This window comes from Parabacteroides sp. 20_3, from assembly GCF_964238835.1.
Taxonomy (GTDB): Bacteria; Bacteroidota; Bacteroidia; order Bacteroidales; family Tannerellaceae; genus Parabacteroides; species Parabacteroides distasonis.
The window spans coordinates 1-14,009 of sequence record NZ_CAXSNO010000002.1; the positions used below are offsets into that span (position 1 = coordinate 1).

The 14,009-nt window shown below is 41.3% G+C and carries 14 protein-coding genes; 9 read left to right on the plus strand and 5 right to left on the minus strand.

From position 1 onward, the window contains the following. From ACESPU_RS03865 to ACESPU_RS03875, 3 genes are all read left to right on the plus strand, one after another. A partial coding sequence (locus tag ACESPU_RS03865) for an integrase core domain-containing protein (RefSeq protein ID WP_217969712.1) occupies positions 1-330 on the plus strand: 330 nt, incomplete at its 5' end. Positions 331-752: 422 nt separating this feature from the next. After that, entirely contained in the window at positions 753-2,165 is a 1,413-nt protein-coding gene (gene rlmD, locus ACESPU_RS03870; protein WP_005857064.1) for a 23S rRNA (uracil(1939)-C(5))-methyltransferase RlmD, read from the plus strand. 12 nt (positions 2,166-2,177) lie between these two features. Beyond that, the gene (locus tag ACESPU_RS03875) at positions 2,178-3,563 is read left to right on the plus strand and encodes a transglycosylase SLT domain-containing protein (RefSeq protein ID WP_005862368.1); all 1,386 of its coding nucleotides are present in this window, start codon (positions 2,178-2,180) and stop codon (positions 3,561-3,563) included. A gap of 68 nt (positions 3,564-3,631) precedes the next feature. On the opposite strand, the gene ACESPU_RS03880 is transcribed toward ACESPU_RS03875, so the two are convergent. Further along, positions 3,632-4,513, minus strand: a complete 882-nt coding sequence (locus tag ACESPU_RS03880; protein ID WP_048927277.1) for a DUF3078 domain-containing protein — start codon at positions 4,511-4,513, stop codon at positions 3,632-3,634. Between the two features lie 165 nt (positions 4,514-4,678). Here ACESPU_RS03880 and ACESPU_RS03885 point away from each other — a divergent pair, with 165 nt between their 5' ends. Beyond that, positions 4,679-4,912, plus strand: coding sequence for a YecH family metal-binding protein (locus ACESPU_RS03885; RefSeq protein ID WP_048927276.1), 234 nt, complete (start codon positions 4,679-4,681; stop codon positions 4,910-4,912). Positions 4,913-5,005: 93 nt separating this feature from the next. Here ACESPU_RS03885 and ACESPU_RS03890 read toward each other — a convergent pair whose 3' ends face one another. Further along, positions 5,006-5,269 carry a hypothetical protein gene (locus ACESPU_RS03890; RefSeq protein WP_227154340.1) on the minus strand — a complete coding sequence of 88 codons (264 nt, stop codon included), beginning with the start codon at positions 5,267-5,269 and terminating at the stop codon, positions 5,006-5,008. Between the two features lie 100 nt (positions 5,270-5,369). On the opposite strand from ACESPU_RS03890, the gene ACESPU_RS03895 reads away from it, so the two are divergent. Both ACESPU_RS03895 and ACESPU_RS03900 read left to right on the plus strand, forming a co-directional pair. After that, positions 5,370-5,441 (plus strand): hypothetical protein, encoded by a 72-nt coding sequence (locus tag ACESPU_RS03895; protein ID WP_350453580.1) that lies wholly within the window; start codon positions 5,370-5,372, stop codon positions 5,439-5,441. Positions 5,442-5,772: 331 nt separating this feature from the next. After that, positions 5,773-6,123 (plus strand): DUF1622 domain-containing protein, encoded by a 351-nt coding sequence (locus ACESPU_RS03900; RefSeq protein WP_057318927.1) that lies wholly within the window; start codon positions 5,773-5,775, stop codon positions 6,121-6,123. Positions 6,124-6,479: 356 nt separating this feature from the next. On the opposite strand, the gene ACESPU_RS03905 is transcribed toward ACESPU_RS03900, so the two are convergent. After that, positions 6,480-6,701 (minus strand): helix-turn-helix transcriptional regulator, encoded by a 222-nt coding sequence (locus ACESPU_RS03905; protein ID WP_005862373.1) that lies wholly within the window; start codon positions 6,699-6,701, stop codon positions 6,480-6,482. A gap of 2 nt (positions 6,702-6,703) precedes the next feature. Further along, the gene (locus ACESPU_RS03910; protein ID WP_048927275.1) at positions 6,704-7,183 is read right to left on the minus strand and encodes a DUF2975 domain-containing protein; all 480 of its coding nucleotides are present in this window, start codon (positions 7,181-7,183) and stop codon (positions 6,704-6,706) included. 925 nt (positions 7,184-8,108) lie between these two features. Between ACESPU_RS03910 and ACESPU_RS03915 the strand changes: the two genes are divergently transcribed. The 3 genes from ACESPU_RS03915 to ACESPU_RS03925 all read left to right on the plus strand — a co-directional run bounded on the left by ACESPU_RS03915 (position 8,109) and on the right by ACESPU_RS03925 (position 12,779). Beyond that, positions 8,109-8,246 carry a hypothetical protein gene (locus tag ACESPU_RS03915; protein ID WP_008772202.1) on the plus strand — a complete coding sequence of 46 codons (138 nt, stop codon included), beginning with the start codon at positions 8,109-8,111 and terminating at the stop codon, positions 8,244-8,246. 102 nt (positions 8,247-8,348) lie between these two features. Then, positions 8,349-11,585 carry an FAD-dependent oxidoreductase gene (locus tag ACESPU_RS03920; RefSeq protein ID WP_048927274.1) on the plus strand — a complete coding sequence of 1,079 codons (3,237 nt, stop codon included), beginning with the start codon at positions 8,349-8,351 and terminating at the stop codon, positions 11,583-11,585. A gap of 105 nt (positions 11,586-11,690) precedes the next feature. Further along, on the plus strand, positions 11,691-12,779 hold the full coding sequence (locus tag ACESPU_RS03925; RefSeq protein ID WP_005862537.1) for a phage integrase SAM-like domain-containing protein: 1,089 nt from the start codon (positions 11,691-11,693) through the stop codon (positions 12,777-12,779). A gap of 69 nt (positions 12,780-12,848) precedes the next feature. Here the strand turns inward: ACESPU_RS03925 and ACESPU_RS03930 are convergent, their stop codons facing one another. Then, positions 12,849-14,000: a DUF4906 domain-containing protein gene (locus ACESPU_RS03930; protein ID WP_227154342.1), complete on the minus strand. Its 1,152-nt coding sequence runs from the start codon at positions 13,998-14,000 to the stop codon at positions 12,849-12,851. Positions 14,001-14,009: the final 9 nt, after the last annotated feature.

Consider the following 14,009-nt stretch of genomic DNA (forward strand, 5'->3'; position numbering starts at 1 on the left):
GAAGACTACAAGCCCACGGACAATGCCGTGGCGGAACGTATCAATGGGATAATTAAAGTGGAACGCCTCTATAGGCAAGGGCTGTTCGAGACCATCGAGCGTGCCGCGAGCGTGATAGAGCGCTACATCTACTTCTACAACTACCGCCGACCGCACATGAGTGTCGGTTATAAAACCCCGGGCATAGTGCACGGGGAGAAGGAAACGCAAATAAAAATGTGGCGGAATAAAAGAAAACCCGTGAAAAGTAACGAGAAAGAGATGGATACGATAGCTTTGCAAAGCCGAACAACTAATCTCTCAGAAGGGCTCTGTTCGGCCCAGAGGTAATGTGTCTATGTTATCAGTATGAAGTTAAAAGAAGTGACTACTATATCAGTATTACTTTATAACTACTGTCTACTGATTACGTTTATAAACAAAAAAAGTGTCTAGATAAATCAGGAAAAGACAGTTTTTTTGCTGAAGAAACTTTAGTTTCTACAGCATGAAACTAAAGTTTCTCCCTAGTGGAACTAAAGTTTTTCTATAGCAAAACAAAAGTTTTCCTTATAAGAAATTTTAAGAAACTGCAATATATTGATTTATAAACACATACTATACATCCCTTTCTGTCCATAATCATATCTTCATCAATCTTGATAGAATAACGAGAACTGTTTGCCGGACTCATTTAAGTATATAGAACGAAGCTCTTTGTTCTTAGAGGAATTGTAAGTATTTTCGCGAAGCGAATTTAAAACTTAACGACATTGGCAAGAAAGAAGAAACAGTTGCCTATATTAGAAAAGGTAACCATTACGGACGTAGCCGCCGAGGGCAAGGCTATCGCGAGAGTGAACGATATGGTGGTATTTGTACCCTTCGTCGCTCCGGGAGACGTGGTTGATATTCAACTGACCCGTAAGAAGAATAGTTATGCGGAGGGGAAACCTGTATATTTCCATGAGTACTCGGCCAAACGTGCGGAGCCGTTTTGTGAGCACTTCGGTGTCTGTGGAGGTTGCAAGTGGCAACATCTTCCCTATGAGGAACAACTTTACTATAAGCAAAAACAGGTCTACGATAATCTTACCCGCATCGGGAAAGTCGAAATGGAAGAGAAACTTCCGATCTTAGGTTCCGAGCGCACGACTTTCTACCGGAACAAGCTTGAGTTTACTTTCTCAAACAAGAAATGGCTTACGGAGGAAGAGATCCAGTCCGGTGCTTCTTTCGATTGCATGAATGGTGTCGGGTTTCATATACCGGGGATGTTCGATAAGGTATTGGACATCCATAAATGTTGGTTGCAAGATGATATATCGAACAAGATCCGTCTTTGCGTCAAGGAATATTGCCTATCTCATGAGGGATATCCTTTCTTCGATTTACGGAACCAAGAGGGATTCGTTCGTACGTTGATGATCCGTACGGCATCCACTGGGGATTTGATGGTCGTATTGGTTTTCTTCCATGAGGATGTAGAGCGCAGGGAAGCGTTATTATCTCATCTGGCGGAACGATTCCCGGAAATCACGTCCTTGATGTACGTCATCAACGGCAAATGTAATGACACGATCACCGACCAAGAAGTTCTCGTATTCAAGGGAAAAGATCATATCATCGAAGAGATGGAGGGGCTTCAATTCAAGGTAGGTCCTAAGTCTTTCTATCAGACAAACAGTGAACAGGCTTATAATCTATATAAAGTGGCTAGAGAATTCGCGGGTCTTACCGGAAATGAGATGGTGTACGATTTATATACCGGGACAGGTACGATCGCAAATTTCGTCTCTCGTCAAGCAAAGAAGGTTATCGGCATCGAATACGTACCGGAGGCTATCGAGGACGCAAAAGTGAATTCCGCCTTGAACCATATAGAGAACACGCTTTTTTATGCCGGTGATATGAAAGATATCCTTACGCAGGATTTCATAAACCAACACGGACGTCCAGATGTTATTATTACCGATCCACCACGTGCCGGTATGCATGATGATGTGATCAACACTATTCTCTTCGCCGAGCCGGAACGTATCGTTTACGTTAGCTGCAATCCTGCTACGCAAGCCCGCGATTTGAGTTTGTTGAGCGTGAAATACTCCGTCAAGAAAGTCCGTCCGGTCGATATGTTTCCTCATACACATCATGTGGAGAACGTGGTTTTGCTTGAGAAAAAATAAACATATAATATAATGTATAGGAAATACGTCCCCTTTCTGCTCTTTTTGTTCTTCTTGTATGGTTGCAACGGTAACAAACAAGAGGAGAAAGAGGACGTTTCCGTTTTCGTGGATTTACCGCAACTGAAAGCGGAAGGCGAGATCACGGCGGTGACTTTATACAGTTCTACCTCCTACTTCCAATATAAGATGCAACCCATGGGTTATGAATACGATCTGATAAACGATTTTGCCAAGAGCCAAGGTTTGAAATTAAACATCAAGGTCGCCGAGAATCCTGCCCGTCTGATCGAGATGCTAGAAGCCGGCGAGGTCGATGTTGTAGCCTACCCCATCCCAATCAATAACAAGCTGAAACAAGAGGTCATTTATTGCGGCCGGGAGGATATCTCCAGTCAAGTATTGATACAACGGGCCAATAAAGGCGATAAGCTTCTTACCGATGTCACTCAATTAATCGATAAGAATGTTTACGTAAAGCCTAACACCAAATACTCCGAACGACTGAAGAACTTGGATGAGGAACTCGGCGGAGGAATCCATATCCAAAAAGTGGAAAATGACTCCATTGCTACCGAAGATCTTATCGAGATGGTCTCCTTGGGCGAAATTCCCTATACGATCAGCGATGATAACACCGCCCGCCTAAACAAGACTTATTATTGGAATATCAATGTCGACCTAAAGGTTAGTTTTCCCCAACGCTCTTCATGGGTGGTAAGGAAAAGTAGTCCGGACTTGGCGAAGGCCATCGATGAATGGGCTTCTGATAAAACGGGTAAACATTCTTTCAAGGCAGTTACTAAGCGGTACTTTGAATTAAGCAAGCGACCTTTTACCGCAGATATTCCGGAGGTAAAGAATGGACATATTTCCCCGTATGACCCTTTATTCAAGAAACATGCGAAAAACATCGGATGGGATTGGCAGCTGCTGGCGTCTATTTCCTATCAAGAGTCTCATTTCAATCCTACGGTTGTATCGTGGGCCGGTGCCGAGGGGCTTATGGGAATCATGCCAAATACGGCGAAGGCATTAGGTGTCACCCCGCATGAATTGAAAGATCCGGATACGGGAATCCGTACGGGAGTAGATTGTTTACGGCGCTTCCGTCAAGGTTTTTCTGAGATTACGGATCCTGAAGAAAAAGTCAAGTTTACCCTAGCGGCTTACAACGCTGGGATCGGACATATTTACGATGCGCAGCGATTGGCCCGAAAATATGGAAAAGATCCCAATAAATGGGATAATAATGTAGCGGAATATATTCGTTTGAAAAATGATCCCGAGTATTATAACGATCCTGTTTGCAAGCATGGATACTTGCGTGGCTCAGAAACATATAATTACGTGCGGGAAGTGTTGGAGCGTTATCATTACTACAAGAAAAAGTCATAGTTATAAAAAAATTCATAGCTATGAGTGAAAGTAGTCATAACTATGAATTTTCTGCAAGTAAATGCCACTTAAAAATTATAGGCGACACCTATGCCTAATATTTCCTTGAACTGGACCTTCGCCCCCCGTTTCTCTCCATTATCCTCAAAAGTTTTCACGTCGTTATCATATTTAAGCGTCGTATTGAGTGTAGCGGACAGGAATTTATTAATCTTCATGCTTATCAATACATCCCAATTGACATCGATATTTCCGAATTGATCGCTATAAGGAGTGAAAAAGTCAGCTGTAGTAATCAAGTTCACGTTTTCCATCACGATTAATTCCGCACGAGCTTTCAAGTAAGCTCCCCATTCCATTCTGAAGCGATCTCCCGGATCGACCCCGAAAGCTCCTAACTCGGAAAGGTAATCATCCTCCACGAAAGTCATCTTCGTGGAAGCCGGAGAAAGATAAACCGAATAATTGCTTTTGGGACGATATTCCATACCTACGGAGATATTCGAATACGCCGGCGCAAAGAAGTTCGATATATAATGTGTCTTATCCGGATAATTATATCCTTTGGCAAACTGGGTGTTTAAATCTCCCATCAACGTATAATACCATACATTATTGGTGGAATATCCTAATTGGGTAGACAGGGTTATATTATCGGTACTTTTCCTCATTCCCTGCGATTTAGTCTTTGATAATCCGTAATCGAGAGCGAGATTGGTTACCCATAACCAGTCACCGCTTTTATGTGTTAATGTCCCATTCAGATACGCATTTCCGGCAACAGAGTTCTCACCGCCAGCCGACCAATTCGACATCGCCGTTTGCGACAAGTTCAAACCTGTCACACCTTTCAGTACCCATTTGCCTTCCTCATATCCTTTATCATCCGTTTGACTATATGTGATTGTCGTTAATGCGACAAACAATGTCATGAAGAATATACGTTTCATATTGTGATATATTTTAGTTATTAAAAAATAAGACGTCCTATCATTTAAACAGGTTTGATTAATTTTTGTTTAGAAAAGCCTAAAGTTGAAAGGATGTCACATTTGTTACACCTTTATACGGATAAACCCCTTATTTTTGTATCCGATAATTAAGTAATTTGATTTATGGAACAGTTACATGCACACGAAGTCCTTCATATGATGGAGGGTAATAGTTATTCAGAAGCTTCTTTAAAAGAAGCGATCGTTAAGACTTTTGGTGAGGATCAGCGTTTCTATACTTGTTCGGCAGAAAATATGGATACGGATGAGTTAATCGTATTTCTGAAACAAAAGGGGAAATTCATGCCTGTCGAAAATGGTTTCACGGTAGATATTACAAAGGTTTGTAATCATTAAAGATTCTACGACACTATCAATGACTCTAGGCTAAATTCTTTTGATTTAGCCTAGAGTCATTTGCCTAAAGTTAAAAAAGACTTTCGATTCTACTCAATGGATAATACTATTCCTATAAATAATCGCAAATGATTTTTGCATCAATTCATAATCTTTATCAGAGACATAACTTGGCCTACGGTTACCCGCGTGATTTATCATCCAGACAAAAGACTCTATATACTTTAGTATCTTATTTGACTTATCACTTTTTATACGTGACAAATAATCCATTTTTCCTAAAAGATAATTACTCACTTCAAAAACACTCATCTTATTACACTCATTCAACAATGATATTAATTCAAGGTCTTCCATAATCTTTATTTTTATTACTACAAATATAATATATTTAATCAAATAAACAAATCATATAGACAGATTTTCATCTTTAATTCTTTTACATAAAATAGCAAAAATGGAAAATGAACACATCTCTAAATTATATACCACTAATCTAAATGAGATCATTGAAGTTCATTGCCATTAGATAGGAAGTAGTTTCCTTAAAAAGAAATCAGATGGTCCTACAACAATAAAAATAGGCTTAAAAGAAAAATATTTAATAGATTTGTTTTGATATTCAAATAATAAAGATTATGTTTGATGCGCATTTTGTTGCAAGTGAAAATATTGGGGATTTTTTGACGTTCTGGAATAACACAGACAGCAACCCGGCAAGTTTTGTACTACCGGGTTGTTTTTTATCCATGATTGATCCTATACGTGTAAAAGTGTGAGTCCGAAAACCTACCATACCTGCGAGCCTTCCAACAAACATTCTATAGGCCTTTTATGTTATGGTTGTAAATGGTCTATTTATGCTTACTGGTTTTTTAAATACCTTAGCGACAATAATAAGTGTGACAAGCCTTCTGATTGTCACCTATGGTGCATTAATCGGAGTCATCTCATTTTTCAGAAATGAACTTAAGCGACTTACTGGTAATTATTCCATTACTAACATAAGAAAACTAAGAGCTGTATTCAGTACATACTTACTTCTCGGACTAGAATTTTTGATAGCGTCAGATATCTTAAAAACAGTATTGGAACCAACACTTAATGAATTGGCCATTTTAGGTGGAATAGTCGTGCTGAGAACAGTTCTGTCTGTCTTTCTGAATAAAGAGATCAAGGAACTAGAGACTGAAAATAAAGATACCGAGTAGATCCCATAAAGTTTTCAAGGGAAAGTACAGAAAAATGGCGCTTAAGTCTTGCATGAACAGGATTTAAACGCCATGAAGTAAAGTTAGAAAACCAAACCGCTCGGCCTTCACAGGTGAAGCGGAAGTGGATATATTGCCTTAAACTAATACCTTATATTATTACAACCAGATTAAAGATCATAATGTTTATGCTTTTGATGAATTTCAATAGCCAAAATAAAACAGAAAATAAAAATCCGCATCCAGCGTCACTGCTACATGCGGATCAAAAATAACAAACTCTTACAAGAGTTAGGCACTACATAAAGTTGTATTATACTAATAAGCAGACTGAACCACATCAAAGTGTTGATTCCTTATGTTGTTTTTTTCTCATCATTTACATATTCCAAAATGTCGCTTGGCTGACAGTCTAATGCTCTACAAATTGCCTCTAGGGTACTAAAACGAATTGCTTTCGCCTTTCCCGTTTTTAAGATAGAAAGGTTAGATAATGTCAAACCAACTCTTTCAGAAAGTTCGTTCAAAGAAATCTTCCGCTTTGCCATCATTACATCTAAGTTTACAATAATAGGCATAATTAAACTGTTAAGTCATTCTCTGATTTCATATCTATCGCATTTTGCAATAATTTTTCAAATACAGCCACGGCTGTCGCAACTACGATAGCGGCAAAAGTAGTTACGATACAAATGGCAAGAAAACCTGCGGGGTCATCTTCTGTATTATGGGTCAACCTTATAAATAGTCCTGCCACCACGATTAAAATACTTAGTAAGATCGCACAATGCTTTATGTTCTTCAAAGTCTTTACAGAGTTTGTTGAAAACACTTTATTTTGCCCAATATAACCGAGCAACCTAAAAGCATTGTACAACGCAACAAAAAAAGCGATTGACGCTCCATATCCATATAAGATAAATGGATCAGCGTAAGTACTAAATAAATCTAGGTGTGTGGCTCGTCCCTCAGTTAAGGGAAACCAAATCAAAATAATAAGTGCCACAATACCGATAAGAACAATAACTGTTTGAAGAAATGCTGTTGAAATTCTTTTCATGACGTATGATGTTAATTTTAAACGACGTTGCAAATGTAATAAATATTTATTGATAAACAATAAATGAATAGCGAAATTCAAAAAACAGTCTCTTTCTCAAGCTAATTAAAAAATCTGGACTTGAATCGCCAGTGTAGTGTCGAAGTACAATGATCTCCCATTTGGAAGGGAGAATGGGAATAGAAGAAAAAAGAACGCCTACCTGAAAAGTGGTAGACGCTCATTGCATACGGTTATTGGGACAAATATAGAGTTTATTTCTATCTTGGATTATCCTATTCATTAATAACTACTTCATCTCTTCTCCCTTTTCATTAAAGATAGCGATAGCCTCCTTGCCCTCGATTACCAAAATCACCTTAAAGAGTTTACCTTCAGTCTTTTCCGCAACATATACCTCTTGGATCGCTGAATCCGGATAAGATTTTTAATTAAACAATCTATTCATATTAACGTAATCAATAGATATAGAACAACGGATATGCCGAATTTCGCCTATCTACAGATAATCATGACACACAACATCTTATATTTTAGCATTAACATATGGATTCCATGCGGAAACAAATAAAAATCCGCATCCAGCTTCACAGCTACATGCGGACCAAACAAATAACAAACTCTACTTATATGAAAAAACAAATACTACTAACAAATTATTATACGATGACTACTATCAAGGTGACTTCTGAGTCATTTTATAGTATAACAGAAGATTGTTTGAAAAGGTTCACCAGTAATTTCTTTTAGGCTGAGAGCTTTTCTTTTTATCGACTGTTTGAATATAAAACATTTCAAGCTGCAAATTGTTTTACAAACAAAGATAAAAATGATGATTGATCGGTTTGAGGCATGATTAAGAAGTTACTTTCTATATTATTGTTTATAATAATGCTCTTTGCCTTCCGGATGAATGCGGAAGCGGATGAGGAACACTTTTCTAACGGTTCCTATCGTTAGCGCACTAGGATTAACATTAAATGAAAGCGCTTCCGACGCTATGGTTGGTGGAGCAGTTACCCAAAACGACAAATTTCAAGTAAAACACGGCGATTACTCCTAAATATTTAGGGATAATCGCTTTTTTATGAATAGATTTCAAGTAAAATTAGGACATTTATCCAATTATATCCGTAATTTTAGCCCAATTAAATCAATAGCAATTATGGAAAGAATCGTTAATCATCCTATTTTAACAATTCCACAAGAGGGAGAACACACTTTTTTATTCAATGGCAAACCCGTAACGGGAATGAAGGGTTTTACCATCGCCGCCGCCTTACATCAGGCCGGCTATCCAGTACACAGTCATAGCGTAAATGGCCGCAACCGTTCGTTGAATTGCGGTATCGGTAAATGTGGCGCCTGCGAAATGCTGGTAGACGGAGAAGTAAAGCGTATCTGTATTACGAAAGTAGACAATGTAAAGGAAGTATCGGAAATAACAGTACAGAATTATACGACAGATTCCCAAATAGAACCCAGAGAAGAACCGGTAGAGATCTATCGAACCGATGTGGCCATCATTGGTGCCGGCCCCGCTGGATTAGCTTGTAGGGAAACCTTAAAAGAGCTAGGCTTGAACAGCATCGTAATCGATAGCAATGATAAGATTGGCGGTCAATTCTTGATGCAAACCCATGCATTTTTCTTTTTCGAGAAAGAGCGGCGCTTTGGCGGTATGCGTGGTTTCGATATAGCGAAAACTTTAGCCGGAGACGACCACTCTGGTATTTTCTTACATTCTACGGTCTGGGATATCCTACAAAATAAGCGTATCGCCGTAAAAGACATGCTTAACCATAAAAATTTCTATGTAGAAGCTCAAGCCTTGATAGTCGCTACCGGTGCGGTTCCTTTTATGCCGACCTTCGAGAATGATGATGTGCCCGGAGTTTATACAGCGGCAGTCGTACAGAAAATGATGAACGCTGAATTCACGTTACTCGGCAAAAACATATTGACAGTAGGCGCCGGTAATATAGGTTACCTAACGTCTTACCAATTGATGCAAGCCGGAGCGAAAGTCAAGGCTATTTTAGAGGCGATGCCCCATGAAGGTGGATTTCCGGTACAAGCGAATCGAATTCGCCGCCTTGGCATACCTATTTATACCTCTCATATGCTTTTGAAAGCCATTCCAAACCAGGATCGGACAGGTATCACCGGCGCGGTTGTCTGCGAATGCGAGAACTTCAAGCCAATCCCGGGAACAGAGAAAGTGATTGATGGTATTGATGTTATTAATATATGTACAGGATTGATTCCCGACAACCAATTGCTAACCAAAGGCCAATATACATTTGGAAAACGTTGTGCCGGCGTAGGTGATGCCGTACGAATCGGAGAAGGTACTACCGCCGTACTAAGAGGAAAGCAAGCCGCTTATGAGATCGCCCAAGAGCTAGGCGTACGTTTCAACTACAACGATTACTTACAAATATCTAAGGAATACATCGACTCCCAGCAACATCCGATCCGCATCAAGGAAGAGTCCCCAAGGCCCACTCCCGAACGTCAAGCCCAACGCCCTTTCGTTCGTTTGGATTGCCTATACGGTTTCGCTTGTAACCCTTGCTCTTTCGCTTGTCCTCAAAAGGCGATCACCAAAAGCTCCACCAGCGTAACGCCCGAGATCGATTACGAAAAATGTACCGGCTGTATGCAATGCGTATCCCATTGTCCGGGGCTGGCTATTTTCGGCTACGATACCCGGAAGCAAAACTTATTCTTACCGGTAGAATACGAGGTAGAAGAAGGTGCCGAGGTGTGGCTCGTCGATGATAACGGGAAGAAACAAGGCGAAGGTATCATTGAGAAAGTATTAAAGAAGCCGACAAAAACAAACGTGGCCCGTGTGAAAGCGGCAGGAATGGAAAACGATGCCTTATTGAATATCACAGGATTCATCGTAAAAGAAAACTATCCGGAGGAGATCGACTTCAAGCAAGAGCCGGAGTGTGAGTCGGAGACCTATGTTTGCCATTGCGAGGACGTATCTTTGGACGAGCTACTTTCCGCCATTGGGGATCGTAAATATATCTCCGTCGACGAGGTAAAACATATCACCCGCCTAGGAATGGGGCCATGCCGGGGAAAACGCTGCATACCCCGCCTACGCATGAAACTAAGGGAAAAAGGTATCGAACTGGTAGGCGACGCTACCCCCCGTGCTCCCCTATCTACCCGCTTCGTCCTAGGGGAAATGTATCCGCAGCGTCAGATAGCGGATACCTATAAAGTAGATTCCGGAAAGCAGGTTCGTAAGACGGAAGTCTTAATCGCCGGCGGAGGTATAGGTGGTAGCGCATTATTCCGTTATTTTGCGGAAGCCGGTAAAAAGACCGTGCTTATTAATGCGGATCGAGGATCATCATGGCGTAATATCGGTGGTGGTCGTCCAGCGTTCTCGATCCCCGAATTAGCGGAGATCGCCCGTAATAACCAAACGATATTCGAGGAGACACAAAAAGAATACGATATCCATTACCGTGAGATACGCTATATCACGTTCGCCCACGACGAGGCTACCTACAATGATCTGGAACGTTCCTGCGGTTGGTCCAACGCTTATTTGATCGACAAGAAAGACTTCCAGAAAGAGGTGTCTCCCTACTTCAACACGAACCAAAACACCTATTTCGCCGCACAAATCTCCCAGCATTGTTGGCAAGCTACCCCGGGGCGTGTGATAGACTTTATACGAAACAAAGGCAAAGAGCGGCAAGGTGAGGTTTTGGAAGACACACACCTAGTGGAAGTACACAAAAACGGTGGAAAATATCACGTCTTATTATATACGCATGATAAGCGATACATCGAATACGAATGCGATCATTTCGTGAACGCCCTCGGTTATAGCGCCGAGCGTTTCGCCCGCATGCTAGGCCTTTACACCGGCCTCTATCCGGTCAAGCACCAAGCGTTGATTACCCATCGCCTACCGAATCTGGGTAAAGACGGGGATATCCTCGATATGTTGATAGACCGCCGGAAACGTAACGACTTCTCCGCTGTCTACGGTCAGCAATTCGCCGAGACCGGACAGATTATCGCTTGCGCCTCCCCCGCTGTCGACGCTAAAGCGGAGATCAGCAACTTTGATGAGTTGAAGTTTAATACCCGTCGTTTCATGGAGATCATCTCCGAGGTGTTCTGCGATTGGATTCCATCGTTAGCCACAGTACCCGTACAAGCCACATGGTCCGGCTATTATGTAGAGCCTCGCTACATTATCGATCCGGATAACGGACTATTCGTCGGTTTGCAAGGTCACGGCTTCATGCTCGCTCAATACTTGGCTAAACTATACGTAGATAAAGCGTTAGGCCGTACCGTTCCGGATTATATGGAGCGATTGAGGCTCGATGGAGACGGAATTAGTGAGAAAGCTTTCAAATAAACTATAAATAAAACAAAACCTCCTCTACCACAATTGGTAAGGGGAGGTTTTGATAAAACCAATCTTTTCTATTTTTGTTATTCTATATCCATAAATAGTAATCATATGAATATAGAAACAACAGACAACTCCCCTTTGCTACAGGAATGTATAGAAGAATTGATCAGTAGTAAAATCGATGAGGGGAAAGGAAGAACCGCTGGGAATTATCGAAGCGCATGGAATAAATTATCCACCTTTTTAGGTCCGAGAGTAACGGAGTTTACATTTGCCGACTTAACGACCGATTTTCTTCATCACTATCTTTTATGGTTGATGCAAGGGGAAGACGGGAAACAGGCTCCCTTGAAACCGGGTAGTTTGGACTTCTACATTCGTAATCTAAAGACAATGTACAACAAGATCGCTCAAGATAAACAAATGGATGTTCCGAGAGAAAGCCCGTTCTCCGGCCTGCAGATAAAGGTCCCACCCACCCGGAAAAGGGCTTTGCCAAGCCTCGACCTACAAAATCTGGCGACTCTTGAGCGGCCCAAGAACCCACACGCCTGTACGGCCCTTCACTTGGCTCTTTTCTTATTTTACGCTAGAGGTATGTGCTTCGTGGATGTCTTTAATTTGCGACACAGCAATATAAACGATGATTATATCCACTACGTACGTAGCAAGACTGGCGTAGCGATGCAAGTAAAGATCACCCCCGAGATGAAGAACATCATATTCTCTTATCGGCGTTTCAATAACCCGTGGATATTCCCTTTCTTACACGAGAAAATCAGCGGAGAGGGAGAAGTCACGGCTCAGTCCGCGCTTCGGAGAGTAAACCGCCACTTAAAGAAAATGGGAGAGCAATTACACTTCGAACAGCCATTCACTACCTATGTGATGCGGCATAGCTGGGCTTCCATGATGCTGGAGGCGAATTCGGAAATCGGCATTATCAGCCAATCCTTAGGACATATGTCCCTACGGACTACCGAGATCTATCTTGGCCGGATATCAGTATCTAAAATAGACAGGGCCTCCGATAATATGTTGAATAATTTGGTTCGCGGCTCTTCCTCCCGGCAAAGAAGTAAAAATAAGGTGATGGCTTTAAGAGACAATCCTCCTATACAAATAAAAGAGACAATCGGCAAGAAATGCAAGAAGCTCATTTCCTCGATTGCCTCTAAGTTATTCTCATTTATTTAAAATAGTTCATGCAGGAATGCCAAAGGGTAGATTCGTCAAGGCATTCCTGCACAGCCCTTAGAATGGATACTATTTCTCTTCACCAAAATTAACGGTATTCTCGACATTGTCCACATCATCAAAGACAGCCACGTTGCCGTTTGTTATCGTTACACGGAGGTCGGCACTATTAGGGCCGGCGATATTCACCGTCAGCTTATAATGATAATCCCGATAGATATTGTAATCGGTCACCAAGTCACCCCCAAGATAGAATTTATACTCTACATCGATCGGCGAAGAGTATGCTCCTCCACCCAAAGGATACTGATATTGCCCTCTTACCAATAGATAAGTGCATCCTTCCAAAGATCCGCCAGTCCCCGGCCCCATATCCTTCTTATTCTTCTCTTGCGCCGTGGTAGCTAAACCTGTACCCCGGATATTTTCCGCCATATAGAAAACTCCTTCTTTATCACCGAGTGTTATTCCTGATACAGGTATCTCCTCCGTATAGAAATTAGTAGATAAAGGACTTGAAATCGTTGGATATGTCGAGTCGTCATCATATAGCCGGGTTACTTTAGGTACATTTGACATAATAACCGGTTTCGTATCAATTAACTTAAAATTGCCAGAGGCCACTGAAGAGTTCACGGTCACGGTCACTTTCGCGAACGCCCTGTACATACGGGATAATACGACTAACTTCATGTCAGCCTCTGAGCTAGAGGGATCCTTCGTATAGTCGGTCGGTCCCGAAGATAGTATATTAGTACCTGTTGGAGCACCATCTCCTGAATAAGCAATACTTTTCGTTTTAGCCATCAGATCTGTTACAGAAAGGGTCTTAGGAATACCACTGGTACCATCATTACCAAATAAACTGGCGGTTGCCTCCGTCGCATTCATTTCCTCCGCATTTACGATAATATAAAACTCACTAGTCTCGTTCTTAAAACGCATATCATCCTTTGTTAATTGAATCAATAACTGGCTATAGTCAGTACCACCACTTCCCGGCACAGCCGTTATGCTATTCCTATCGGCAAAGACAGCTTTCAACAACTCGGTTCCATCCTTTTTAAACTGTAAAATCCATACGTTATATATATTAGTATCTCCCAATTTAAGAATTGTCGTTTCCGTTCCCGCTTTCGTCTCTACATCAATCGTACCCGGTACCCTTAACAGGAACTGGAAAGCACATTCCTCCCCTCCTTCGGATGTTGATGGTATCATTTCCTCATT